23 protein-coding genes and 1 pseudogene are annotated in these 23,398 nt (G+C 65.2%); 9 read left to right on the top strand and 15 right to left on the bottom strand.

The genetic code is table 11. The features are described 5' to 3' along the window. Positions 1 to 5 precede the first annotated feature (5 nt). The 8 genes from B3446_RS21000 to B3446_RS20965 form a co-directional block, all read right to left on the bottom strand. Entirely contained in the window at positions 6 to 338 is a 333-nt protein-coding gene (locus tag B3446_RS21000; RefSeq protein ID WP_291384687.1) for an FmdB family zinc ribbon protein, read from the bottom strand. 205 nt (positions 339 to 543) lie between these two features. Further along, on the bottom strand, positions 544 to 1,827 hold the full coding sequence (locus B3446_RS20995; RefSeq protein ID WP_291384685.1) for a putative Na+/H+ antiporter: 1,284 nt from the start codon (positions 1,825 to 1,827) through the stop codon (positions 544 to 546). A gap of 123 nt (positions 1,828 to 1,950) precedes the next feature. Next, entirely contained in the window at positions 1,951 to 2,847 is an 897-nt protein-coding gene (locus tag B3446_RS20990; RefSeq protein ID WP_175124744.1) for a DUF6999 family protein, read from the bottom strand. Further along, positions 2,844 to 4,799 carry an iron-containing redox enzyme family protein gene (locus tag B3446_RS20985; protein WP_291384683.1) on the bottom strand — a complete coding sequence of 652 codons (1,956 nt, stop codon included), beginning with the start codon at positions 4,797 to 4,799 and terminating at the stop codon, positions 2,844 to 2,846. The genes B3446_RS20990 and B3446_RS20985 overlap by 4 nt, the downstream gene beginning before the upstream one ends. A 35-nt stretch (positions 4,800 to 4,834) precedes the next feature. Then, complete coding sequence (locus B3446_RS20980; protein ID WP_291384681.1) at positions 4,835 to 5,761, bottom strand: fatty acid desaturase; 927 nt, start codon at positions 5,759 to 5,761, stop codon at positions 4,835 to 4,837. Further along, positions 5,761 to 6,546, bottom strand: coding sequence for a sterol desaturase family protein (locus tag B3446_RS20975; RefSeq protein ID WP_291384679.1), 786 nt, complete (start codon positions 6,544 to 6,546; stop codon positions 5,761 to 5,763). The genes B3446_RS20980 and B3446_RS20975 overlap by 1 nt, the downstream gene beginning before the upstream one ends. 101 nt (positions 6,547 to 6,647) lie before the next feature. Continuing rightward, on the bottom strand, positions 6,648 to 7,562 hold the full coding sequence (dapA, locus tag B3446_RS20970) for a 4-hydroxy-tetrahydrodipicolinate synthase (protein WP_291384677.1): 915 nt from the start codon (positions 7,560 to 7,562) through the stop codon (positions 6,648 to 6,650). Between the two features lie 340 nt (positions 7,563 to 7,902). Beyond that, on the bottom strand, positions 7,903 to 8,388 hold the full coding sequence (locus tag B3446_RS20965) for a GAF domain-containing protein (RefSeq protein ID WP_191577555.1): 486 nt from the start codon (positions 8,386 to 8,388) through the stop codon (positions 7,903 to 7,905). Between the two features lie 144 nt (positions 8,389 to 8,532). Here B3446_RS20965 and B3446_RS20960 point away from each other — a divergent pair, with 144 nt between their 5' ends. From B3446_RS20960 to B3446_RS20940, 5 genes are all read left to right on the top strand, one after another. Then, positions 8,533 to 9,729 (top strand): PLP-dependent aminotransferase family protein, encoded by a 1,197-nt coding sequence (locus B3446_RS20960; protein ID WP_279971553.1) that lies wholly within the window; start codon positions 8,533 to 8,535, stop codon positions 9,727 to 9,729. A gap of 120 nt (positions 9,730 to 9,849) precedes the next feature. After that, the gene (ubiA, locus tag B3446_RS20955) at positions 9,850 to 10,776 is read left to right on the top strand and encodes a 4-hydroxybenzoate octaprenyltransferase (RefSeq protein WP_291384672.1); all 927 of its coding nucleotides are present in this window, start codon (positions 9,850 to 9,852) and stop codon (positions 10,774 to 10,776) included. 200 nt (positions 10,777 to 10,976) lie between these two features. Then, on the top strand, positions 10,977 to 11,381 hold the full coding sequence (locus B3446_RS20950) for a DUF1090 domain-containing protein (RefSeq protein WP_291384670.1): 405 nt from the start codon (positions 10,977 to 10,979) through the stop codon (positions 11,379 to 11,381). Between the two features lie 401 nt (positions 11,382 to 11,782). Further along, positions 11,783 to 12,178: a DUF4148 domain-containing protein gene (locus tag B3446_RS20945; RefSeq protein WP_291384668.1), complete on the top strand. Its 396-nt coding sequence runs from the start codon at positions 11,783 to 11,785 to the stop codon at positions 12,176 to 12,178. Positions 12,179 to 12,381: 203 nt separating this feature from the next. Further along, complete coding sequence (locus B3446_RS20940) at positions 12,382 to 13,500, top strand: saccharopine dehydrogenase family protein (protein WP_291384666.1); 1,119 nt, start codon at positions 12,382 to 12,384, stop codon at positions 13,498 to 13,500. A gap of 54 nt (positions 13,501 to 13,554) precedes the next feature. On the opposite strand, the gene glcC is transcribed toward B3446_RS20940, so the two are convergent. Then, positions 13,555 to 14,319, bottom strand: a complete 765-nt coding sequence (gene glcC, locus B3446_RS20935; RefSeq protein ID WP_056571113.1) for a transcriptional regulator GlcC — start codon at positions 14,317 to 14,319, stop codon at positions 13,555 to 13,557. A 237-nt stretch (positions 14,320 to 14,556) separates the two neighbouring features. On the opposite strand from glcC, the gene B3446_RS20930 reads away from it, so the two are divergent. The 3 genes from B3446_RS20930 to B3446_RS20920 all read left to right on the top strand — a co-directional run bounded on the left by B3446_RS20930 (position 14,557) and on the right by B3446_RS20920 (position 18,597). Then, on the top strand, positions 14,557 to 16,731 hold the full coding sequence (locus B3446_RS20930) for a malate synthase G (RefSeq protein WP_291384663.1): 2,175 nt from the start codon (positions 14,557 to 14,559) through the stop codon (positions 16,729 to 16,731). 183 nt (positions 16,732 to 16,914) lie between these two features. Further along, entirely contained in the window at positions 16,915 to 17,532 is a 618-nt protein-coding gene (locus tag B3446_RS20925; protein WP_291384661.1) for a TetR/AcrR family transcriptional regulator, read from the top strand. A 210-nt stretch (positions 17,533 to 17,742) separates the two neighbouring features. Continuing rightward, positions 17,743 to 18,597, top strand: a complete 855-nt coding sequence (locus B3446_RS20920; RefSeq protein WP_291384659.1) for a cysteine hydrolase — start codon at positions 17,743 to 17,745, stop codon at positions 18,595 to 18,597. Positions 18,598 to 18,747: 150 nt separating this feature from the next. Here B3446_RS20920 and B3446_RS20915 read toward each other — a convergent pair whose 3' ends face one another. The 5 genes from B3446_RS20915 to B3446_RS20895 all read right to left on the bottom strand — a co-directional run bounded on the left by B3446_RS20915 (position 18,748) and on the right by B3446_RS20895 (position 22,066). Continuing rightward, positions 18,748 to 19,344 (bottom strand): TetR/AcrR family transcriptional regulator, encoded by a 597-nt coding sequence (locus B3446_RS20915; protein ID WP_175124757.1) that lies wholly within the window; start codon positions 19,342 to 19,344, stop codon positions 18,748 to 18,750. A gap of 153 nt (positions 19,345 to 19,497) precedes the next feature. Beyond that, on the bottom strand, positions 19,498 to 19,803 hold the full coding sequence (locus tag B3446_RS20910) for a DUF4148 domain-containing protein (RefSeq protein ID WP_191577546.1): 306 nt from the start codon (positions 19,801 to 19,803) through the stop codon (positions 19,498 to 19,500). 91 nt (positions 19,804 to 19,894) lie between these two features. Beyond that, a complete protein-coding gene (locus B3446_RS20905; RefSeq protein WP_291384656.1) occupies positions 19,895 to 20,200 on the bottom strand; it encodes a DUF4148 domain-containing protein in 306 nt (101 codons plus the stop codon). A gap of 91 nt (positions 20,201 to 20,291) precedes the next feature. Next, positions 20,292 to 20,597: a DUF4148 domain-containing protein gene (locus B3446_RS20900; RefSeq protein WP_291384654.1), complete on the bottom strand. Its 306-nt coding sequence runs from the start codon at positions 20,595 to 20,597 to the stop codon at positions 20,292 to 20,294. Positions 20,598 to 20,899: 302 nt separating this feature from the next. Further along, complete coding sequence (locus tag B3446_RS20895; RefSeq protein ID WP_191577543.1) at positions 20,900 to 22,066, bottom strand: mandelate racemase/muconate lactonizing enzyme family protein; 1,167 nt, start codon at positions 22,064 to 22,066, stop codon at positions 20,900 to 20,902. 95 nt (positions 22,067 to 22,161) lie between these two features. Between B3446_RS20895 and B3446_RS20890 the strand changes: the two genes are divergently transcribed. Further along, a complete protein-coding gene (locus B3446_RS20890; protein ID WP_291384651.1) occupies positions 22,162 to 23,091 on the top strand; it encodes a LysR substrate-binding domain-containing protein in 930 nt (309 codons plus the stop codon). 106 nt (positions 23,092 to 23,197) lie between these two features. Here the strand turns inward: B3446_RS20890 and B3446_RS20885 are convergent. Next, a pseudogene (locus B3446_RS20885) lies at positions 23,198 to 23,398 on the bottom strand (single-stranded DNA-binding protein); the annotation flags it as partial.

The following is a 23,398-nucleotide window of genomic DNA, read 5'->3' as shown; positions in this document are numbered from 1 at the left end:
GCGCTCTAGGAAGCGGCGCTGCCGGCAGCAGGCGTTGCCGGGGCGGGGGGTGCGGCAGGCGCTGCAGCCGGCGCCGCGGCGGGCGTGGCGCTTTCAGCGGAGGCCGGGGCGGCGCCCGGGCTGCTGCTGTTGCCGCTGCTGCTGTTGGCGCTGCCGTTGTTACGGAAGTCCGTGACATACCAGCCGGAGCCCTTGAGCTGGAATCCAGCCGCGGTCACCTGCTTGGAAAACGTGCTTTGGCCGCATTCGGGGCAAACCGAAAGCGGCGCGTCGGAAATCTTCTGCAAGACGTCTTTGGCATGGCCGCAGGCGCTGCACTTATAGGCGTAGATGGGCATCGAGGGCTCCCAGGCGCAAGCCCGGCATATCAAATTCCGCCTGCTGCCGCGCGCGGGCGCAAGGCTCGGCGGCTGGGCAAGGCCGGAAAAATACGGGAAAGTCTTGAATTTTAGCGGTTTTTCATAAAGCGTCGGTGTCCGCCCCGCCCTGCCGGCCGCCAGCCGGCGCCCGGGGCACGGCCTCCCCGGTGCGGGCGGCCTTTCCCTACACGGGCAGCAGGAACATCACGGCGGCCACCAGGGTCGGTCCCAAGGCGCACAGGAACAGGCGCCCGGACGAAATGCTGCCATCCGGGAAATGGTTCTTCAGGATCGCGAAACCGGCCGGATTGGGCGCGTTGGCGATCACCGTCAACCCGCCACCCGTGACGGCGCCGGCCACCAGCATGTAGCGCCAGGCCTCGCTGGTGCCTTCCACGAGCGACCCCAGATAGGTGAGCGCCGCGTTGTCGGTGATGGCCGTCAGCGCCGTCGCCCCCCAGAACAGGACAAAGGGCTCCAGCCCGCCAAGCAATCCCTGCAGCCACCACTTCTGCAATCCGCCCAGCACCACGAGCCCTGCCAGGAAGAAGCCCACCATCAGGCCCTCCTTGATCATCAGGCGGTCCTGGTGCCGCTTGTAGGCCTCGGAGAACCCGATGAACATCATCAAGAGGCCCAGGAAGATGGCCGGATGATGCGCGGTCAGCACGATGGCGACCAGGAACACCAGATGCACCAGGATCACGATGGCGGGCACCGGCGGGCGCTTGCCCGCGCCGTCCGGCGCATCGACGCCGCCGCGCGTGCCCACCGCGCCTTCAAGCAGCGCCTTGCGGCAGACGAACGTCAGCAGGCCCGCATTCAGGATGACCGCCACCGCCGCGCGCCAGCCGAAGTGCTGCAGCATGAAGGCCGAATCCCAGCCGAACGTGCCCGCCACCATCAGGACGGGCGGCGCGGCGTAGGATGTGAGCACGCCGCCGATGGACACGTTCACGAACAGCACGCCCAGCGTCAGATACTTGAACCCGGCCCGGCCGCTGCTGCGAAAGTACGCGTCGCGCAGCAGGATGGCGGCCAGCGTCATCGCGGCGGGTTCGGTGATGAACGAGCCGCCCAGCGGCACCAGGGCCATCACCACGAAAAAGGTCGAGAGCTCGCGCGGCATGGGCAGCGCCCGCGCCACGATACGGACCAGCAGCCCCACCAGCTCAAGAATCGGTCGGCTGGCTGCCACCACCATGATCACGAAGACGAACAGCGGCTCCGTGAAGTTGCGCGTGTCCATGTAGTCGATGGCGGCCGACGGCCCGGCCAGCGCGGCCATGGTCACGATCAGGGCGAAGGCCCAGACGCCGAAGACGGCCTCGACCTCGGAAAACAGATGCCAGAAACCCGCGTGCGGCCCGCCACGATGCGCCAAGCGCGCAAAGAAGGGAACCGAAAAGGTATGAAGGACCGCCACGGCAAAGAGGATGGTGGCGATGACTTCCAGCGTCTGGGGCATATGCAGCAATTCCTATGACGCCCGCGGATACGCGCTCCGGCAGGCTTGTCGGACAAGCGTCGCAATATAGCCCAGCGGCCGGCCGGTGTAACGCAGGGTCAACACTGATCCCTGCCGCCTTTTCTACGCGATCGGGGCCGGCGGTTCGGCGCCCGCCTGGGCCGCCTTCATCTCCATCAGCAGGCTGTGCAGCATCTCGGTGGACAAGCCATGCAGCACCAGCCGGTAACCCGCGCGCAGCGTGGACATGGGCACCAGCGGATGGCTGTTGTTGACCAGGATCAGGTGCTGCGGCGCGCCCAGCAGCTTGGCCGCATAGATGCCGACGGTCTCATCGAGCTGCAGCGAATTGGCTGCGCGCCAGAAGTCGTTGTCGGTCAGCAGCAGTTGATACAGCGGCGTGAACAGCTCGATGGCGCTTTGCAGGTCCAGGAAGTTCAGCTTGCCCTGCGGCATGTCCTCCAGCCGGATCGGCGGGTCACGCAGCATGGAAAAGTCCACGGTCTGCGGCGCGTGCATTTCCACGCCCGCATCGCGCAGCGCCTGGTTCAGCCGGATGACGAAGTTGAAGAGGTTCAGATCGTGCTTGACGAACAGATCGTCCTTCAGGTCATCGATCGTCATCGGCTCGAGCGGCGTCGTGGTGATCGGCACGGGCGAGTTCGCCGCGATGAACGCCAGCGCCTGCGCCCCCAGATGGAAGTGCCGCAGGATCAGCCAGTTGGCCTCGGGCGACACGAAACGCTTCAGCCCCCACGCCAGGATGCGGTGCAGCACCCGGGAATGCGACCAGCGGCGCGGCAGGAACGTCTTGACGATCTGGATCAGGATGATGAACGCCCGCGCAAGCGGCCGCAGGAACGGCAGCAGGTACTGGCGCGACGCGCAGCTGGAATCCGTCAGCCAGGCCTTCTTGACCTTGTCCGGCAGCGGCGTGCTGCGGTCCAGGTACAGCGCCAGCCAGGGGCTCGGGTCCGCGGGATCGTGTTCCCGGGCAAGGAATTCGGGCTCCTTGTTCATGCCGCGTCCGCCTCCATCACGTGATGAAACTGCATCAGGTAAAGCGCCGCCGTGCGGCGCGCGGTGTCGACGATGCGCTGCTCGGCGCGGCCGTCCTCGTCGCAATCGAGCGCCAATTCCACGGCCGACAGCCAGCGCGCCAGATGGTGTTCATCGTTGTGGCCGTGGTATTCCAGGAAGCGGAAGGCGTCGGGCGGCAGCTTCAGGCTGGCCTTGAGCAGCGGCAGCAGCGCCGGCACGATGCGCTGCCCCGTGCCTTCGATGATGTAGATGGCGCCCAAAAGGCCGATCGGATCGCGCGTGGCGGCCAGGCTGTGCAGGTAGGCATTGAGCGCCTCGCCGCCGGGATTGCGGCGCAGGGCGTCGATGCTGTCCACCGTGCCGCCCGCAGTGCGGTAATCCTGGAACAGGATCTGGAAGTCGTTCTGCTCCTCGCCCGCGTGCATGTCGATCAGCGCGGCCAGCGGCGCGTACTGCTCGGTCAGCGACGCAGCGCCTTCGCGCATCCACTTGCTGCCTTCGCGCACCTGCGGAATCCAGTTCTCCATCCACGTCAGGTAATCCGCGGTCTGGAACTGGCGGTTGCGCAGGCGGCGGACCACCGGCGTGCGCCACACGCGCGAGCGGTAGTCGTGCCAGATCGCCGCCAGCTCGGTCAGCAGTTGGCCCAGGCCTTGCGGCGCCATGTCGGGATCATGCGGCGGCGCTATGGCTTCGGCGTCGGCGGACGCCGCATCCTCGCGCGCAACGGCGCCCGACGCAGCGGCACCCGACGTCGATACTCCCGATGCGCTTGCGGCAACCGCCGACTTGGCGTGCACCGCTTCGGCTTCCAGCAGCATGTAGGCCGCCATGAAGCGCCCGGACTCGGGGATGTAGCAGAAGATCTGCTCGCCCGGCTTGACCTCGCGCGTTTCCAGGAACTCGGCCAGCATGATCATGATGGAGGCCGCGCCCGTGTTGCCGCGCCATGCCAGGTTGCTGAACCAGCGCTCGCGCGGGATCACCAGGCCGGCCTTTTCCATCAGGTCTTCCACGACCGGGATGAATTTTTCCGAGGAGTAATGGCACAGGAAGTGATCGACCTGGTCCGGATCCACCCAGCCGTCGCGCACCAGCTTCGCGTACTCGTGGATGCCAATGTCGAACAGATGCGGCAACAGGCGGATGTCCTGGCGCAGCGATAGCGCGCCATCGGCCTCGGCCTCGTTCCAGGACGGGTAGTCCAGATGCCCCTTGCTCCGGTCGGCCGACAGCCCCAGCTGCATGCACACCGGATAGTCGCCTGAGAAGGAGCGCTGATGCACCCACTTCAAGCGCAAGCGCACGCCCTGCGAGGCGCCGGGCAGCGGCCGCTCGCCGTTGCCCAGCAGCACCGCACCAGCGCCGTCCGACAGCATCCAGCGCAGGAAGTGCGCGTCGAAGTCGGCGTCGTAACCGCGCGCGGCAAAGCGCGAGCGTTTGAACAGGCGAGACGGCAGTTCGCTGGCCACGGCCAGCGCGCTGGCATGCGCGCCCAACTCCACGCCTTGCGCAGCCGCCTGGATCGCCGACACGCCCGCGGCGCAGATGCCATGCACCGACAGCGTCTCCATCGGCGGCGCGGCCAGCTCGCCCTGGATCATGTTGGAAAAGCCCGGCATCAGCGCATCGCCGCCTGACGAGCCGCTGGCCAGCATCGATACGGCCGACAGGTCGGTGTCATGGCGCCGCAGGCAATCGCGAATCGCGTTGGCTGCAAGCTGCGCATTCGAGAACACGGTCGCGCCGTCCCGATCGATCGCGTAGTAGCGTTGCTTGATGCCGTTCTCGGCCAGGATGCGGCTCTTGATCCGGCTGGACATGCGGTTCAGCGGCGCGATGTAGTCGTCCATGGCTTCGTTGGACACGGGCTCGCCCGGCATGAAATAGCCGGCGCTCTCCAGGTAGACACGATGAAACGCAATGGGCATGACGGATCTCTGGTTGGGAAGTGGGGTGCGCGGCGCTAGCGGACGTGCTCGGGCGCCATGCAGGAACGGCTGCGGAACCGCGGCACGAAAGCGCCCAGCACGAAGGTGCGGAACATATAGGGCACAAGGCCGCGCTCGTTCAATTCGGCGCGCACACGGCTGCGATAGTGATCACGATGCAGGCCGGTCAGTTCGGACCAGTGCGCGCGCGGATGCTCGTGATGCGCGGTGTGCAGGCCGATGTTGAAGAGCAGCGGATTGACCAGCCCCTCGAAATTGCGCGCGTAGTTCAGGCCCGCGACGTGCCGCGGTCCGCCGTCCGCATGCGCGTGCTGCAGGTAATTGGTGGCGAGCAGCCAATGCAGGCCGTGCAGCTGCGGCACGATCACGAACACCAGCGCCTTGACCGGGTTCACCGCGATCAGCCCGGCCCACAGGCCCAGCCAGGCGCCGTACTGCGCCATGCAATAGCGAAAGGCGCCCGGCCAGTGCCTGCGCAGCCGGCCCAGCCATGCGAAAAACAGCGGATACAGCACCCAGGCCGCTTGCACGGGATGGATGACGTAGCCCCACAAATGATTGGTGTCGCCGCCAAACCGGTACGTGCGCGCCACGTCACGCTCGCCATGCTTGTAGCGGTGATGATTGGCCACATGGGCCGGATAGAACACGAACGTCGGATGGCCCTGCAGCAGCGTGATCCAGAAGTCGGTGATGCGGTTGGCCCAGCGGCCGCGCCACATCCGGATGTGCGTGTGGTTGTGATGGATGACGCCGATGCCCAGGGTCAGAAACAGCATCAGCGCATAGGCCGGCCACCAGAACCCGTTGAACCACTGCCAGGCCGCCAGCAGCGGCAGCGCGGCCAGATAGGCGAGGCTCTGCCAATCCCGCCGGTTGCGCAGCGTGGGCAGCGCACGCCGCGGGCCGCTCTGGCCATTCCGGCCGATCCTTGCCGCCACTATGCAGAGCCTCGCAGGCCGGCGCCGGACTCGCGCTGCCGGTAGGCTTGCAGCTGGCGCTCGGCGGCTTCCGCCCCCAGACGCGTGCGGAACAGGCGATCCATAAAGGTGAACTGGAAGCCGTAGTTGCCGTTGTAGCAGGCGTGGTGCAGATGGTGCCGGCGGCTGGCGGCGAACCAGTGCGCGTACGAGACCTTGGGAAAGAAATCGTAGTTGGCGTGACCGATGCAATTGAAGAACAGGCTGAAGAGCGGCACCGACGACAGCGACCAGAAGCTGAAATCGTGCACCACCATCGGCAACAGGATCACGTTGCCCAGCATCAGCGCCTCGATGGGATGAAAGCTGTACGTCGAAAACGGCGTCGTCACGACCGAGCGGTGATGCGGCAGGTGAAAGCGGCGCAAAAGCCGCGTGTGCAGCAGCCGGTGGTTGATCCAGAAATGCACGTCGTTCCAGGCCACCAGCGCCAAAATCTCCAGCACGATCTTCTGCCAGCTCGCATCTGGGTCCAGACGCGCCCATCCTAATTGCAGAAGGCCCCACGGAAAGATCATGCCGGTGCCGAACAACAGGATCGACAGCCCCGACTGCGCCAGCTCGCGGCGCAACTGGCCCGGCGCAAGCGGCCGCGGATCGAGCGGCCGGCCCAGCCCTAGGGCCGGCAGGATGTGCCGGGTCAGCAACCAGGTGGCCGCGCCAAAGACCAGGTAGATGCCGCCGAAGAAGAGCAGCCCCGCCAGCATGACCTGCCAGGCGGACAAGGCTTCAAAAGCTTGGCCCATGAAGGTTTTATGTCACCCCGAAGAATGGCCGCATCATAAGCAATCCATCAGCTTCCCGGTAGGCGATTTATTACCAATTGAATCCGGACGCCACAAAGCGCTCATGCCGCGCGCAGGGTGACGCCTTGCGCCGGAAACTGGCGGTCCAGCGCGTCCACGGCGGCGCCCAATCGCGCCGCGAGGGCCCCACTGGCCGGCAGCATGGGCAGGCGCAGTTCGTTCGACAGCAGCCCCTGCCGCGCAAGCTCCGCCTTCAGCGGACCGGGATTGGGCTCGCCGAACACGAGCTGGATCACCGGCGCCAGCGCATGGAACAGCGATCGGGCTTCGTCCAGCCGCTGCGCCCGCACCGCGCGGTGCATCGCCACGAACAGATCGGGGCGCAGGTGCGCGGCGGCGGCGAACATGCCGGTGGCGCCCAGGCACATCGCGGACAGCGATTGCAGATCTTCGCCAGCCAGGACATTCATCTGCCCATCGCTGATCAGCGCCACCGTCTTGTCCAGCGAACCGCCGCAGTCCTTGATGGCGGCGATATTGGGATGCGCCGCCAGCGCCAGCAGCGTGGGCGTCTCCAGCGTGGTGCCGGTCCGGTACGGAATGTCGTAGAGCACCAGCGGAAAGCGCGAGGCATCGGCCAGGCAGCGGAAGTAGGCCGCGGCCCCTTCCTGGCCCGCCCGCACGTAGTACGGCGCGGGCGCCAGGATGCCGGCCAGGGGACGCGTGCCAAACGCCGTCAGCCGGTGCATCACGTGCCCCTGATGATTGCCCGCCAGCCCCATCACGATGGGCAGGTCGCCCGCCTCGGTCAGCACCGTATCGAGCACGGCAAGCTGTTCGGCATCGTCCAGCGCCGCGGCCTCGCCCGTGCTGCCGCACACGACCAGCCCGTCTACCCCCGCGGCCACGTAGTGGCGCACCAGGCGGCGCAGCGCCCCGCCGTCGACATGGGCGCCGGAAAACGGCGTGACGAGCGGCACCCAGACGCCCTGGAACAGAGATTGTTGAGATTGCATGAGAACACTCCTTCGTATGGACCGTTGGGGGACCGTACAGAAGTGCTCGGGAGGTCAGGGGGTGCGCGCGGAGACGCCAAAGCGCCGCCAGGAGGCCGCTGTTCCGTCGCCCATCTGACGGAACAGCATGCTCCGGTCAGATGAGCGGCTGTTTTTTGGATTTCAGGCCGGCGGCAGCCAGCACCACGTCAAGGGCGCGGAGTCGGCTAGCAGTCTGGTGGGCCTGATGAATCATGGATGAGCGGGACGCGATATGCGGCGGATGCAGAAATCTACCGGGCAGGCGCGGCGGTGTCAACGCGGCGGCGCGCCATACCGTTGCCGCGCCACAGGCAGGCGTTCAGCTGAGCGTCGCCAGGAACACCGCGCACAGCGCTTCCATGCCCTTGCGGTCGTCTTCGTCGAACCGGTCGGGCACGGGGCTGTCCACGTCCCACACGCCGATCAGTTCCCCCTTGTGCACCAGCGGCACCACGACTTCGGATCGGGAGGCCGCGTCGCAGGCGATGTGGCCGGGAAAGGCATGCACGTCCGGCACGAGCTGCGTCTGACGCTGGCTGGCGGCCGCGCCGCACACGCCGCGATTGAGCGGAATGCGCACGCACGCGGGCTTGCCCTGGAACGGGCCCAGGACCAGTTCCGTGCCGTCGAAGAAATAAAAGCCCACCCAGTTCAGGTCGGGCAGTGCCTGAAACGCCAGCGCGCTCAGGTTGGCGGCGTTGGCGATGCGGTCGGGTTCGCCTTCCAGCAGAGCGCGCGCCTGCACGGTCAGTTCGGCATACAGGGCGGCCTTGGAATCGGCGACGATAGGAGCGGCTTCGAACATGAAAATGTAACTGTACTGGCGGTTATCAATGCAGGTGATTTTAGGGGTTCCACCCGATAAAAGGGCCGGGCTGTTACCGTGTGGGACAATACTTTGTTGTCAAACGCATCTACCGACCCACCCTTCTTGATCAAGAAGCACTCCATGGACAAGCCCCTCGAACCTGCGTTTTCCTTTTCGGAACGCGCCCTGCAACTCACCAGCTCCGCCATCCGCGAGATTCTCAAGGTAACCGAGCGCCCCGAAGTCATTTCGTTCGCAGGCGGCCTGCCCGCGCCCGGCGGCTTCCCGGTAGAAGTGGTGCGTGCGGCATTCGACAAGGTCCTGTCCACCAACGGCCGCGCGGCCCTGCAATACGGCCCCACCGAAGGCTACGCGCCCCTGCGCAAATGGGTCGCCGATGACCTGACCGCGTCCGGCGCCGACATCGCCCCCGACCAAGTCCTGATCGTGTCCGGCTCGCAGCAGGCGCTGGATCTGCTGGGCAAGGTGCTGATCGACAAGGACAGCAAGGTGCTGGTCGAAGACCCCAGCTACCTGGGCGCGCTGCAATCGTTCAGCCTGTACCAGCCGAACTTCGTGCCCGTGCCCACCGACGAAGGCGGCCTGATCCCCGAAGCCATCACGCCCGAACTGGCTGATGGCGCCCGCTTCCTGTACGCCCTGCCCAACTTCCAGAACCCGACCGGCCGCACGCTCAACCTGGAGCGCCGCATCGCGCTGGTCAAGCGCGCCGCCGAACTGGGCCTGACCATCGTCGAGGACGATCCCTACGGCGAACTGCGCTATGCCGGCGAGCCGCAGCCCGGCCTCATCGCGCTGGCCAAGGAATACGGCGCGAACGTCGTGCGCCTCGGCACGTTCTCGAAGGTGCTGGCCCCGGGCCTGCGCCTGGGCTACATCGCCGGCGGCCGCGCGCTCATCAACAAGCTGGTGCAGGCCAAGCAGGCCACGGACCTGCACACGCCCACGCTGACCCAGATGGCCGTGTACGAGATCGTCAAGGACGGCTTCCTGGCCGAGCACCTGCCGAACGTGCGCGAGATCTACCGCGCCCAGGGCAGCTGCATGCTGGACGCCATCCAGAAGGAATTCCCGGCCACCGTCACCTGGACCAAGCCGGAAGGCGGCATGTTCATCTGGCTGACGCTGCCCGAGCACATCGACAGCACCAAGCTGCTCGAAAAAGCCATCGCGCAGAACGTAGCCTTCGTGCCCGGCGCGCCGTTCTACAGCGGCGAAGGCAAGCGCAACACGCTGCGCCTCAGTTTCGCCACCGTGCCGGAAGACAAGATCCGCACCGGCATCGCCATCCTGGGCAAGCTGCTGAAGGCGGAATGACGACGTCCGCCGCCGTCCCTTGAAGGGGCGGCGCGGATGCCGCCATGGCCGATCGGCCGGGCGCGATGCCCGGCCGTTGTTTTATGCTGTCGGCTTTCCCGACCACTTGTGACCGTGACAGTGAGCGCTTCGCAACAATCCCCCGCCGATCTCAGTGACATCGTCTTCACCGACTGGGTCGAACGCTGGCTGCCGAAATCGTGGCGGCCCTACGCGCGGCTGTGCCGCCTGGATCGCCCCATCGGCACCTGGCTGACCCTGCTGCCGGCCATCGCCGCGCTGGTCCAGGCCGCGGGCGGCCTGCCCGACTGGAAGCGTCTCATCGTCTTCTCGCTGGGCGCGCTGCTGATGCGCGGCATCGGCTGCACCGTCAACGACATGTGCGACCGCAACTTCGACAAGCACGTCGAGCGCACGCGCTTCCGTCCGCTGACCAGCGGCCAGCTGTCGATGAAGAACGCCGTGTGGTTCCTGCTGGGCCAGCTGCTCGTCTGCGGGTCGCTGCTGTTCTTCCTGAACGACATGAGCCGCTGGCTGGCCGTGGCCGTGCTGCCCTTCGTCTTCATCTATCCGCTGTGCAAGCGCGTCACCTACTGGCCGCAGGTCGTGCTGGGCATCTGCTTCAACTGGGGCATGCTGATGGCCTGGTCGGACACGCAGAACCACGTGCCGCTCGCCGCCATCGCCATGTGGCTGGGCGCGGTGTTCTGGCAGGTGGGCTACGACAGCATCTATGCCTACGTCGACGTGCGCGACGACCGCAGCGTCGGCCTGCACTCGACTGCCATGCGTTTCGGCGATCAGGGCAAGCTCTGGATTGGCGGCTTCTACGCAGGCACCGTGCTGCTGTGGGCCTGGGGCGGTTATGCCATCGGCCTGTCGTGGGCCTATCAGATCGGCATGGTGGCCGTGGCCGCGCATCTGGCCTGGCAATTGAAGGTCTTCGACATCCAGCATCCCCACCGCAACTTCATGCTGTTCCGCGCCAACCTGTGGCTGGGCGCGTTGCTGGTTGTCGCGGCATTGGCGGGCACATTGATCCGCTGATGCGGCGCGGTTGAAGCGGCGCGGTTGAAGCGGCGCGCAAACGCGACATGGCGACGTCTGCGCGTCCCGCGCTTTCGAGCCGCGCTTTCCGGCGGTACTTTCGAGCGGTACTTCCGGGCGGTAATTTCAGGCCGTGCATTTGCGGGATTGACGGCCTCGGGTGATGATGGGCCTTCCGCCCCACGTCACGGAGTCACCGCATGCCTGCAATGATCAAATCCCTGACCACCGCCGCCGCCCTGTGCGCCCTCTTCGCCACGCTGCCGGCACAAGCCGCCACCGATTGCGCCCCGCTGCGCGGTTGCGCGGCCAAGTTCTGCCACATCGAAAACGACATTGCCGCCGCGCAGGCGCAGAACAACTCGCGCCGCGAAGCGGGCCTGCGCAAGGCGCTGTCCGAAGCCAAGGCAAGCTGCACCGACAGCCGCCTGCAATCGCAGCGCGAGGCCGACGTGCGCGAGAAGCAATCCAAAGTGGCCGAACGCCAGCAAGAGCTGACAGAGGCGAAAGCGAAGGGCAAGCAGGACAAGATCGACAAGGCCCAACGCAAGCTTGAAGAAGCGCAGGCCGAATACAACGACGCGTTGGCCGACCTGAACCGCTGACCTGACGGGCCCGCGGGGCCAGGGCGTCGCGCGCGCTGGCCGCCGCTCCTCTCCCTCTCTCCTGCGGCCGCTCCCGCGCCGCGCCCCCTCCGTTATCCGCTTCTGTTTGCCCAGAGCCGGCCGCGCCCTCACTCCTCCAGTCGTCCTCCCATTCGCCGTCGAGCCGACCTCCACGGCCTGAAAATCTGACGCGTCACACAATGGAAATATCGCCACCCATGGCGCCAACATGGACAATCCAAACCGATTAGCCATGATTTTGGAAAGATGTTTTCAGGTAATAAGGGTTTATCCCAGGGTTGTTTAGGCACAGAATGCCTCTCATCGGGACACAGCAAGCGAGCCCCAGGCAGTCAGGCCTAGGGCTCGAATCCCAAGCTCACAAGACTCGGAGGTCTGCCATGAAAACCCTTGCTACCGCACTGATGCTGTCCATGTCCGTTCTGGCTGCCGGCGCTCAAGCCGCCGAAGCCGACCAAGCCCCCACCCGCGCTCAGGTTCAAGCTGAACTGCAACAAGCCAAGGTTTCGGGCCAATACACGTTCGGCGAAGAAGGCTACCCCGCCCCCATCGCCCAACATTCCAGCCTGACCTCGCAGCAAGTCCAAGCCGATCTGGCCCAGGCCAAGAACGCCGGCCAAGTGACCTTCGGCAACATGGACTACCCGCCCGTCGCCGCCTCGGCTTCCGCCACGTCGCTGAGCCGCGCCCAAGTCGAATCGCAACTGGCACAAGCCAAGACCGAAGGCCTGGTGACCTTCGGCAACCTGGACTATCCCCCCCACCTGGGCGGCTGATCCACGGGCCACGCCGGCCGTGAATCGCTACCAGGCAGCCCTCTGGCCACAAGCCAGAGGGCTTTTTCTTTGACGCTTCGATCTCTTAAACGGTCATAAAGACGCGACTTGCAGCCGGTTCGACGCTTTAGCCGCTACAAATCGACAGCACTCCCGCATAGGATGGGGCCACTTCCCTTCCCTCTCATTGCAGGAGCCGCACCATGTCCACGCACACCAAGCCCATCGTTCTGCTGGGCGCCGGAAAAATCGGTTTTGCGATCGCGCTGATGCTGGAACGCAGCGGCGACTATTCCGTCCTCGTCGCGGACCAGGACGCCAGCCGGCTGGCCGTGCTTGCCGAACTGGGCTGCGAAACGCGCCAGGTGAGCGACGATGCCGGCGTGGCCCGCTGCATCGACGGCGCCTATGCGGTGATCAATGCGCTGCCGTTTCATCGCGCGATCGCGGTGGCAGGCTTGTGCGCCCAGGCCGGCGTACATTATTTCGACCTGACCGAAGACGTGGCCAGCACGCACGCGATCCAGGCGCTGGGAGCAGACACCGGCGGCGTGCTGATGCCGCAATGCGGCCTGGCGCCCGGCTTCATCGGCATCGTCGGCAACGCGCTGGCGCGCCGCTTCGACACCTTGCTCGACCTGCGCATGCGCGTCGGCGCCCTGCCGCGCTATCCGTCCAACAGCCTGCGCTACAACCTGACGTGGAGCACCGAAGGGCTGATCAACGAATACTGCAATCCGTGCGAGGCGATCGTAGACGGCCAGCTGACCAGCGTGCCCGCACTGGAAGGCTACGAAACCTTTGCGCTGGACGGCGTGGAGTACGAAGCCTTCAACACCTCCGGCGGCCTGGGCACCTTGCCCACGACGCTGCTGGGCCGCGCACGCAACGTCGATTACAAGTCAGTGCGCTATCCCGGCCATTGCAACATCATGAAGCTGCTGCTCAATGACCTGCGCCTGCGCGACCGCCGCGACCTGCTCAAGGACATCTTCGAGTCGGCCATCCCCACTACCGAACAGGACGTGATCGTGATCCAGGCATCGGCGTCCGGCTACCGCCACGGCCGTCTGGAAGAAGAGTCGTATCCGATCCGTGTCTTCGGCGCGGAAGTCGACGGCCACCGCCTGAGCGCAATCCAGTTGTCCACGGCCGCAGGCATTTGCGCGGCGCTCGATCTGGTGGCGCACCGCGTTCTGCCGCAGCAGGGCTTCGTGGGGCAAGAGGCGATTGGCCTTGAGGCACTGCTCAACAACCGATTCGGCCGCATTTACGCGGGCAAACCGCTGGCGCTGGCCGGGTGCGCGGTGGCCGATCGGTGAATCCGTCATCCCCGCCGTCATCACGGCCGGCATCGTCGTCGCCAGCGCGCAGCGCTACGTCCAGCCTTCCAGACGCAGCGTCGCGCGCACCAAGCGCTGCTCTTCCTGCTCGATATCCGACAGGCTCTGGCGCACGCTGTCCACATGATCGGCCGCGGCCTTGCGCGCCTGCTCGGGCTGGCGCCCGATCACCGCATTGAACAGCCGCGTGTGCTGGCGGTCGATCTGGCGCTTCTCGGGTTCGCGGTGGTACAGGTTGTTCACGCACGCGAACACCGACCCCAGCAGCAGATCCGTCAGCGATTGCAGCGTGTGCACCAGCACGGGATTGTGCGAGGCCTCGCAGATCGCCAGATGAAAGGCGTGGTCCAGATGCGCATGCGTGGCGGTGTCGGTGGCGGCGCCCTGGGCGGACACCATCTCGTCATACCGGCGCCGGATCATGATGAAATCGGCCTCGGTCCCGCGGATGGCCGCCAGCCGCGCCGATTCGGCCTCAAGCAGCGATCGCACTTCCAGCAGGTCATACAGCGTGCGAGGCTGCGAATTGAACAGGTGCATCAGGGGCCCCGCATCCACCTTCGAGATGCGCGCGACGAACGAACCCTTGCCTTGCGCCGTATGGATGATCTCGCGCGCGCGAAGCAGTTTCAGCCCCTCGCGCAGCGCCGTGCGCGACACGCCCAGCTTTTCGGTCAGGCGCCGTTCGGACGGCAGGGCCTGGCCCGCCTTGAGCACGCCGTCCAGAATCAGGCGTTCGATCCGTTCGGCGACTTCATCGGCCACCTGACGGGGCTTTTCTTCAATTTCCGCGTGCATGCAAACTCCGCACCAGTGGTATGACCATGCGCGGTCGGCGCTTGCGCGGCTCGGCCTTGCCTAGGTAAGTGGCTGATATCAAACCATAAAAATCGGCGCTCTGCCCGGCGCGCACCACACAAACTGGTATGACCAGCAGGTTTCCGTATGGACATCGGCGCGGTCGCGGACGATGATGTCAGCACCCCTCACCCGGCGCGCCGCGCCGGTCAGCCTTACTCATCGCCAGAGAACCGCATGACTCAACGCATCCAGCACCACGGCCTGCAAGTGGCGGCCAATCTCAGTCAATTCATCGAACAGGAAGCGCTGCCCGGTTCCGGCCTGGAGGCCGACGCCTTCTGGCAAGGCTTCGCGGCCCTGGTGCACGATCTGGCGCCGAAGAACCGGGCCTTGCTCGCCGAACGCGACCGCCTGCAGGCCGAACTCGATGCCTGGCATCGCGCCCATCCCGGTCCCATTACGGATCCCGCCGCGTACCGCAAGTTCCTTGAAGGCATCGGATACCTGCTGCCGCAGCCCGCGACCGTGCGCGCCACCACCGACAACGTGGACACCGAGATCTCGCAGCAGGCCGGCCCGCAGCTCGTCGTGCCGATGTCCAATCCGCGTTATGCGCTGAACGCCGCCAACGCGCGCTGGGGCAGCCTGTACGACGCGCTGTACGGTACCGACGCCATCCCTGCCACGCCCGGCGACACGGGCAAGGGCTACAACCCGGAACGTGGCGCCGCCGTCATCGCCCGCGCGCGCAGCTTCCTGGACACCGCGGCGCCGCTTGCACAAGGCTCGCATGCGGACGCCAAGGGCTACACGGTCGAAGGCGGCCAGCTTCGCGTGGCGCTTGCCACGGGCGCGACCGGCCTGAAGACGGGCACGCAATTCGTCGGCTACCAAGGCGACGCGTCCGCTCCCACGGCGATCCTGCTCAAGAACAACGGCTTGCATTTCGAGATCCAGATCGACCGCGCCAGCACCATCGGCGCCACCGATGCGGCGGGTGTGAAAGACGTGGTGGTCGAAGCCGCGCTCACCACGATCATGGACTGCGAGGACTCGGTCGCGGCCGTCGACGGCGACGACAAGGTGCAGATCTACCGCAACTGGCTGGGCCTGATGAAGGGCGACCTGACCGAGGACGTCACCAAGGGCGGCAAGACCTTCACCCGCAAGCTCAACGCCGACCGCAACTACACGCACCCGGACGGCTCGGCGCTGACGCTGCATGGCCGCTCGCTCATGTTCGTGCGCAATGTGGGTCACCTGATGACCAACCCGGCCGTGCTGGACCGCGACGGCCAGGAAATCCCCGAAGGCATCCTCGATGCTGTCGTCACCAGCCTGGCCGCGGTGCAGGACCGCAAGCGCAAGCTCAATTCGCGCACAGGTTCCGTCTACATCGTGAAGCCCAAGATGCACGGCCCCGCCGAAGCCGCATTCGCCAGCGAACTCTTCGACCGCGTCGAAGACCTGATCCGCGTGCCGCGCAACACGCTGAAGATGGGCATCATGGACGAAGAGCGCCGCACCAGCGTCAACCTCAAGGCCTGCATCGAAGCCGCCGCCTCGCGCGTCGCCTTCATCAACACGGGTTTTCTGGATCGCACCGGCGACGAAATGCACTCCGGCATGGAAGCCGGCCCCATGCTGCGCAAGGGCGACATGAAGTCCAGCGCGTGGATCACCGCGTATGAGCGCAACAACGTGCTGGTCGGCCTGGATGCCGGCCTGCGCGGCCGCGCCCAGATCGGCAAGGGCATGTGGGCCATGCCCGACCTGATGGCCGCCATGCTCGAACAGAAGATCGCGCATCCGAAGGCCGGCGCCAATACCGCCTGGGTGCCCTCGCCCACGGCCGCCACGCTGCATGCGCTGCATTACCACCAGGTCGACGTGCAGGCGGTCCAACAGGAACTCGAACGCACGAAGCTGGACAGCGTGCGCGACGACCTGCTCAATGGCCTGCTCACGGTGCCGGTCGGCGATCCCGCCAAGTGGTCCGCCGCCGACATCCAGCAGGAACTGGACAACAATGTGCAGGGCATTCTTGGCTACGTGGTGCGGTGGATCGACCAGGGCGTGGGCTGCTCGAAGGTGCCCGATATCCACAACGTGGGGCTGATGGAAGACCGCGCCACGCTGCGCATTTCCAGCCAGCACATCGCCAACTGGCTGCGTCACGGCATCACGAACCGCGATCAGGTCACCGAGACCTTCAAGCGCATGGCCAAGGTCGTCGACGGCCAGAACGCGGGCGATCCGCTCTACCAGCCGATGGCCGGCAACTTCGACACGTCGCTGGCATTCAAGGCCGCGTGCGCGCTGGTGTTCGAAGGCCTGACCCAGCCCAACGGCTACACCGAGCCGCTGCTGCACAAGTACCGCCTGGAGTACAAGGCGGCGCGCGCCTGATTCAGCGCCACGCTTGACCAAAGCCGGACGGCAATGCCGTCCGGCTTTTTTCATTGGGTTGGCGTTTGCATGGTGGGCTTTGTATCGATGTTGACGGCGGGCGATCACCGGGCTTTCTTGCTGCTCCATCCCTCCCCGATTAAAAAAGCCTGGCTTTTCGCACGATCGTGCTAAATTTCCGCCATGACAGCAAAAACCGAGAAAAGCGAACTCACCTTCGCGGCCATCGTGAACACGGCCCTCGACATGGCCGCGGCGCAAGGCATGGAAAGCCTTTCGCTGGGCCAGGTCGCCAAACGGCTCGGCATCAGCAAAAGCGGCGTCTTCTCGCGCGTCGGTTCGCTCGAAGCCCTGCAGCAGGCGGTGCTGGACGAATACGACCGGCGCTTTGTCGAAGCGGTCTTCACGCCGGCCATGGCCTACCCGCGCGGTCTGCCGCGCCTGAACACGCTGGTGTCGCTGTGGATCGACCGCGCCAGCAATGTCGAGACGCTGACCGGCTGCATCTACGTGGCCGGCGCATTTGAATACGACGACGTCGACTCGCCGCTGCGCGCGGTGCTGGAACACAACCTGAAGCGCTGGCGGGCCGCGATGGTGCGCACGGTGAACCAGGCGCTAGAAGCCGGCCATCTGCGCCCCGACACAGACCCGCAACAACTGGTGTTTGAGGTCTACAGCCTGATGATCGGCCTGATGCACGACGCGCGGTTCCTGCGCGACCCGAAGGCGCACGAACGCGTGAAGGCCGGCTACGAACGGCTTATCTCCACATATCGCAGCTTCAAATACATCGAGTAGCCCCCCCGGAGCCGGCATCGTGCCGGCTTTACTTTCACTTAATTTCGCACGACCGTGCGAATATTGACAGGAGCAGGCCATGTGGATTCTTATTCCTTTAGGCGCATTAGGCGTATCGTCCATCCTTTGGCGCCAATGGCGCTTGCTGCTGCGCCAGTTGCCCGACCGCGCCGAACACCTCGTGCTGTTCTAAGACCCCGCCCCCCCACCATGCCGCGCACCATTCACCTGCTGATCGTCGACCCGCAAAACGATTTCTGCGACTTGCCCGAGTCGTACCGGCCGCTCGACCCGCTGACCGGCCTGGCGGTTGCGCCCGCGCTGCCCATCGCAGGCGCCCACGCAGACATGCAGCGGCTGGCGCGGTTCATCGACGCCACGGCCCCCGTGCTCTCGTCGATCACGGTTACGCTGGATTCGCATCATCGTCTGGACATTGCGCACCCCACATTTTGGCGCGCGGGCAATGGCGACCCGGTCGCGCCCTTCACGCCGATCACGGCGGCGCAATTGCGCGCCGGCGAATTCTTGCCGCGCCATGACAACGACCTGCCGCGCACGCTCAACTATCTGGATGAACTCGAAGCACGCGGCCGCTACACGCTGATGGCGTGGCCGGTGCATTGCGAGATCGGGACGTGGGGTCATAACGTGCATCCCGACGTGCGCGCCGCGTATGGACGCTGGGAGGAAGACCGCCAGTTCATCGTGCGCAAGGTGCCCAAGGGCGCCAACCCCTGGACCGAGCACTACAGCGCGCTAATGGCCGAAGTGCCCGACGCCGACGATCCGCGCAGCCAACTCAACCGCGGCTTGCTGGACTCGCTGGACCGCGCGGATCTGATTCTCATCGCGGGCGAGGCGGGCAGCCACTGCGTCAAGGCCACCGTCGAACACCTGGCCGAGCACCTGCCCGGCGGCAACCTGTCGCGCATCGTGCTGCTGACGGACTGCATGAGTCCCGTCGCGGGCTTTGCGAACGCACAGTCGAGCTTTCTGCAACACATGCGGGACCTTGGCGTGCAGGAGCGCTCCAGCACCGACATGGCTCGCGCGTTGACGTAACGCTGCGCCGCGAGTGCCGCCGCCGGCTCGTTGCGCTGCCATTTGCCGGCTCGGCGTTCAGGCCCCCCGGACGACGCGCCCAAACACAACGGCCGCCTGCGTCAGCAAGGCGGCCGTGAAACTGTGAACAGCGAAATCAGCGCGTGGCGTTCAGGCGCCGTGGCCCGTCTTGCCTTCGCATTCAACGTAAAGCGCGCTGATCGCTTCGCACAACGCGGGCGGCTGCTGGAACAGGCGCGACACCAGCAGACAGCCCTGGATCGTCGCAAACACCGCTCGCCCCGCCGCTTCGGGCGTGCCGGAAAACTTCAGCGTGCCCTGCGCCGCGCCCTCGGCCAGCACGCGGGCCAGCCACGCCTCGTGCGCGCGGAAGAATCCTTGCAGCGCGCCGCGGACCCGTTCCGACAAACTCATCACATCGGCGGCCAACATGCCGCCCAGGCAGAGTTCACCGGAACCGCAGGCGGCGGATTCCATCATCGACAGATATTTTTCAAGCTGCGCCTGCGCCGGTTGCGCGGTGTCGATCCCGCGCACCGCGCCCAGTGCGCGCGTGCTGTAGGCCTCGACCGCTTCATACAGCAGGTCGTCCTTGCCCGGAAAGTAGTAATGGATGCTGGACGTCTTGACGCCCACATGCTCAGCCAGGTCGCGGTAGCTGAAGCCGTTGCATCCGCGCATGCGGATCAGCTTCTCGGCGTGCGCCAGAAGCAATTCGCGAGTGGTATTGGAAGTCGGGGTATCCATGGCGGCATATTACCTACTAATAGATCGGTTCGTCATTGGGAGGGTCCCTTATCGGCAGTCACCGAACGGGCCGTTCCCCGCCACCGACCGTGCCAGCGGACTCCGGCCGGGACAAGATCCCGTCCCCGGGGTCCGCTTTGATTGCCATCTGCTTCAGCCTTGCACGGGCGGGTAGTCGAGCTCACCACCGTCAGTCAGGCCTTGGGCGCGGGCGGCTGCCAGTTCCTGCTTGACCTGAGCGCGGGTTTTGTCGCCAGCGTGGGCAAACGCGGTGGCGGCGTAGCCTTCTTCACCAGACACCAGTTCGCCATTGGCGCGGGCGGCCGCGAGTTCTTGCTGCACCTGAACGCGGGTCACCGTGCTTTGGGTGTTCAGTTCGGGCGGATAGTCCAGTTCGCCGGCTTGGGCAGCGCCGATGAAGGACGCGGAAAGGATCAGGGCGGAAACGAGGGTCTTCATGAGAAATCTCCAGAATGGTTGAGTTGCTGTAGTTGCTGCGTGGTTGTCGGTTAAAGCTATCTATCTATAGATAGAGGCGTGGTCGAAAAAATCAGCCTTGAACGGGCGGGTAGTCCAGTTCGCCGCCGTCAGTCAGACCTTGAGCGCGAGCAGCAGCCAGTTCTTGCTTGACCTGAGCGCGCGTCTTGTCGCTGGTGAAAGCGATCGGGGCAGCGGCGAAGCCTTCTTCACCGAATGCCAGTTCACCGTTGACGCGGGCGGCGGCCAGTTCTTGCTGCACTTGAGCGCGGGTCACCGTGCTCTGGGAGTTCAGCTCGGGCGGATAGTCCAATTCGCCAGCTTGGGCAGCGCCGATAAAGGAAGCGGAAAGAATCAGGGCGGATACGAGGGTCTTCATGAGAAATCTCCAGTCAGTTTGGTTTGAATTGCAGTGTTTGCGTTGTTGAGTTGAGGCTATCTATCTATAGATAGATGTTTGGTCGAAAAAATCAGCCTTGAACGGGCGGGTAGTCCAGTTCGCCACCATCGGTCAGACCTTGAGCGCGGGCGGCAGCCAGTTCTTGCTTGACCTGAGCGCGGGTCTTGTCGCTGGTGAGAGCGATCGGGGCGGCGGCGTAGCCTTCTTCACCGAACACCAGTTCACCGTTGGCGCGGGCGGCGGCCAATTCTTGCTGCACTTGAGCGCGGGTCACCGTGCTTTGGGTGTTCAGTTCGGGCGGATAGTCCAGTTCGCCAGCTTGGGCAGCGCCGATGAAGGAAGCGGAAAGAATCAGGGCGGATACGAGGGTCTTCATGGTCAATCTCCAGTTTTAAATGCAGTATGCGGTTCAGTTAGCTATCTACTTGTAGGTAGATGTCGAAGGAAATAAAAAAGCGGTCCTACTGTATTTCTGATTTCGGCGCCGGGCGGTTTGTTGTTTGCGCTGCGTCGATGGGATGAATCTTACCTACTACTAGATAGACAACGCAAGCGGGTAAAGTGAAACAATTTATGTCGTGGCGCGGGTTGGCCACACCAGATGCGCTCTGACGGTCTGAATCAGTGCATTACGGCGGTCCCGCTGGCGCGACCAACGGGAACCGCCGTCGCCGGCAATCAGGCCGACAGCGCCCGCATCACGGCGTACAGATCGGACTTGCCCTCAAAACCGATGCCCGGCAGGTCCGGCATCGTGACGAACCCCGCCTCCACCTTCACCCCATCCGGAAAGCCGCCAAAGGGCTGGAACAGATCCGGGTAGCTCTCATTACCGCCCAGACCCAGCCCCGCCGCGATGTTCAGCGACATCTGATGCCCGCCATGCGGCACGCAACGGCTTGCGGACCAGCCGTGCTGACGCAGCATCGCGAGCGTGCGCAGATACTCCACCAGCCCGTAGCTGAGCGCGCAATCGAACTGCAGATAATCGCGGTCGGCGCGCATGCCGCCATAGCGGATCAGATTGCGCGCATCCTGCATCGAGAACAGGTTTTCGCCCGTCGCCATGGGCTTGTCGTAGTAATTGCGCAGCGTCGCCTGCAGCTCGAAGTCGAGCGGATCGCCCGGCTCCTCGTACCAGAAGAGGTCGTACTGCGACAGCGCCTTGGCGTAGGCAATCGCCGTGTCCAGGTCGAACCGCCCGTTCGCATCCACAGCCAGCTTCTGGCCGTCCTGCAGCACGCTCAGCACCGAGTCGATCCGGCGAAGGTCCTCGTCCAGCGACGCGCCGCCGATCTTCTTTTTCACGACCGTGTAGCCGCGATCGAGATAGCTGCGCATTTCGTCCTTGAGCGCGGCGTGGTCCTGACCCGGGTGGTAGTAGCCGCCTGCCGCATACACGAACACCCGCCGGTCCGGCTGGCCATTGCCGTAGCGTTCGGCCAGCAACTGGAAAAGCGGCTTGCCTTCGATCTTCGCGACCGCGTCCCACACGGCCATATCGATGGTGCCGATCGCCACCGATCGTTCGCCGTGACCGCCCGGCTTCTCGTTCTTGAACATCGCGTCCCAGACCTTGTGCGGGTCCAGGTTGCGCCCCGTGGCGTCCACCAGCGTGTCCGGGTCCGCTTCCAGCACGCGCGGGATGAATCGCTCGCGCATGAGCTTGCCCTGTCCATAGCGGCCATTCGAATTGAAGCCGTATCCGACCACCGGCTTGCCGTCGCGGATCACGTCGGTGATCACGGCGACCAGGCTCAGCGTCATCTTGCTGAAGTCGATGTAGGCATTGCGGATGGGCGAGCTGATGGGCAGGGTCTGCTCGCGGATGTCGACGATTCTCATGGCTTGTCTCCGGTTGGGTCGCATCGGGAATCGATAGATTAGTGGCCCATCCCTGCCCTAGAATTCACTCAAGTTCATTTGATTATTTACTTTCAGTGAAAGCCGACCTCGCCTCCGAGCTGCAGTTCTTCGTGCTGATCGCCCGGCTGGGCAGCCTGTCCGCGGCGGCGCGGCAACTGGATTTGACGCCACCGGCGGCCACCAAGCGCCTGGCCCTGATGGAAAAGCGCCTGGGCGTGCGGCTGGTCAATCGCACCACGCGCAGCATCAGCCTGACCAACGAAGGCGAGACCTACCTGGCCTATGCGACCCGGATCCTGGCGGACCTGCGCGAGATGGAAGACGTGGTGTCCAGCAGCAGCGCCCAGCCGCGCGGCCTGATCCGCGTCAACGCCACGCTGGGGTTCGGCCGCACGACCATCGCGCCGCTGGTCTCCGACTTTGCGAAGCGCTATCCGCAGGTGCAGGTTGAACTGGAGGTCACGGACCGGCCCGTCGACCTGGTGGAAGGCGCATTCGATCTGGCCATCCGCTTCGGCGAACTGCCCGACAAGCGCCTCGCCGCCCGGCGCATCATGACCAACCGCCGCTTTCTGTGCGCGTCGCCCCGCTACCTGAAGGCGCACGGCACGCCGGCAACCCTGGCCGACCTGGCGCATCACCAGTGCATTCTCCACCGGCAAAACGACGAGGCGCACGGCGTCTGGCGGTTTACACACAAGGGCCGCGTTGAGGTGGTGAAGGTGGAAGGCGGACTATCCAGCAACGATGGCGACATCGTGCTGGGTTGGGCCCTGGACGGCCACGGCATCCTCATCCGGTCGGAATGGGATCTGGCCAAGTATCTGGAAAGCGGCAGGCTGCGGGTGGTGCTGCCCGACTTCGCGCTGCCGTCGGCGGACCTGTTCGTCTACTACCCGCAACGCCGCAACCAGACGGCTCGCACGCGGGCGTTTATCGATTTTCTGGTCGAAGCGTTTCAGCCAGCCACGACGCCGGAAATCGCAGGCGCGCACCGCCGCTAGATCCTGAAGCGTCGCTGCGTGGCCCCGCCCCCTCCAAAAGCAAAACCCCGGCTTCGATTGAAAGCCGGGGTTTTGAATGTGCGTAACGCGTAATGCGGGTCGACGCTTAGAACGGAATATCGTCGTCCATGTCCGCCAGGTTGGCGCCGCTGCTGGCCGGGGCCGCTGCGGGTGCCGGGCGCTGCTGGGGCGCCGGGCGTTGGGCCGGGGCGGCGAGCTGCTGGCGCGGCGCGTCGGCGTAGCCGCCGCCACCGTAGTTGCCGCCACCACCGCCGCCGCCGTCTTCCCGGCCGCCCAGCCTTTGCAT

The sequence above is a fragment of the Achromobacter sp. UBA5777 genome (genome assembly GCF_002418565.1).
GTDB lineage: Bacteria > Pseudomonadota > Gammaproteobacteria > Burkholderiales > Burkholderiaceae_B > Achromobacter > Achromobacter animicus.
This window is presented reverse-complemented; position numbering and strand designations above follow the sequence as displayed.

Bases quoted from the DNA above. Each gene is read 5' to 3' on its own strand.
- B3446_RS20945 (WP_291384668.1), top strand. From the start codon at position 11,783: ATGAAAACCCTTGCTACCGCACTGATGCTGTCCATGTCCGTTCTGGCT.
- B3446_RS20965 (WP_191577555.1), bottom strand. From the start codon at position 8,388: ATGTTCGAAGCCGCTCCTATCGTCGCCGATTCCAAGGCCGCCCTGTAT.
- B3446_RS20910 (WP_191577546.1), bottom strand. From the start codon at position 19,803: ATGAAGACCCTCGTTTCCGCCCTGATCCTTTCCGCGTCCTTCATCGGC.
- B3446_RS20930 (WP_291384663.1), top strand. From the start codon at position 14,557: ATGACTCAACGCATCCAGCACCACGGCCTGCAAGTGGCGGCCAATCTC.
- B3446_RS20975 (WP_291384679.1), bottom strand. From the start codon at position 6,546: ATGGGCCAAGCTTTTGAAGCCTTGTCCGCCTGGCAGGTCATGCTGGCG.
- B3446_RS20905 (WP_291384656.1), bottom strand. From the start codon at position 20,200: ATGAAGACCCTCGTATCCGCCCTGATTCTTTCCGCTTCCTTTATCGGC.
- glcC (WP_056571113.1), bottom strand. From the start codon at position 14,319: ATGCACGCGGAAATTGAAGAAAAGCCCCGTCAGGTGGCCGATGAAGTC.
- B3446_RS20900 (WP_291384654.1), bottom strand. From the start codon at position 20,597: ATGAAGACCCTCGTATCCGCCCTGATTCTTTCCGCTTCCTTCATCGGC.
- B3446_RS20940 (WP_291384666.1), top strand. From the start codon at position 12,382: ATGTCCACGCACACCAAGCCCATCGTTCTGCTGGGCGCCGGAAAAATC.
- B3446_RS20985 (WP_291384683.1), bottom strand. From the start codon at position 4,799: ATGCCCATTGCGTTTCATCGTGTCTACCTGGAGAGCGCCGGCTATTTC.
- B3446_RS20925 (WP_291384661.1), top strand. From the start codon at position 16,915: ATGACAGCAAAAACCGAGAAAAGCGAACTCACCTTCGCGGCCATCGTG.
- B3446_RS20895 (WP_191577543.1), bottom strand. From the start codon at position 22,066: ATGAGAATCGTCGACATCCGCGAGCAGACCCTGCCCATCAGCTCGCCC.
- B3446_RS20990 (WP_175124744.1), bottom strand. From the start codon at position 2,847: ATGAACAAGGAGCCCGAATTCCTTGCCCGGGAACACGATCCCGCGGAC.
- B3446_RS20915 (WP_175124757.1), bottom strand. From the start codon at position 19,344: ATGGATACCCCGACTTCCAATACCACTCGCGAATTGCTTCTGGCGCAC.
- B3446_RS20950 (WP_291384670.1), top strand. From the start codon at position 10,977: ATGCCTGCAATGATCAAATCCCTGACCACCGCCGCCGCCCTGTGCGCC.
- B3446_RS21000 (WP_291384687.1), bottom strand. From the start codon at position 338: ATGCCCATCTACGCCTATAAGTGCAGCGCCTGCGGCCATGCCAAAGAC.
- B3446_RS20995 (WP_291384685.1), bottom strand. From the start codon at position 1,827: ATGCCCCAGACGCTGGAAGTCATCGCCACCATCCTCTTTGCCGTGGCG.
- B3446_RS20920 (WP_291384659.1), top strand. From the start codon at position 17,743: ATGCCGCGCACCATTCACCTGCTGATCGTCGACCCGCAAAACGATTTC.
- B3446_RS20960 (WP_279971553.1), top strand. From the start codon at position 8,533: ATGGACAAGCCCCTCGAACCTGCGTTTTCCTTTTCGGAACGCGCCCTG.
- dapA (WP_291384677.1), bottom strand. From the start codon at position 7,562: ATGCAATCTCAACAATCTCTGTTCCAGGGCGTCTGGGTGCCGCTCGTC.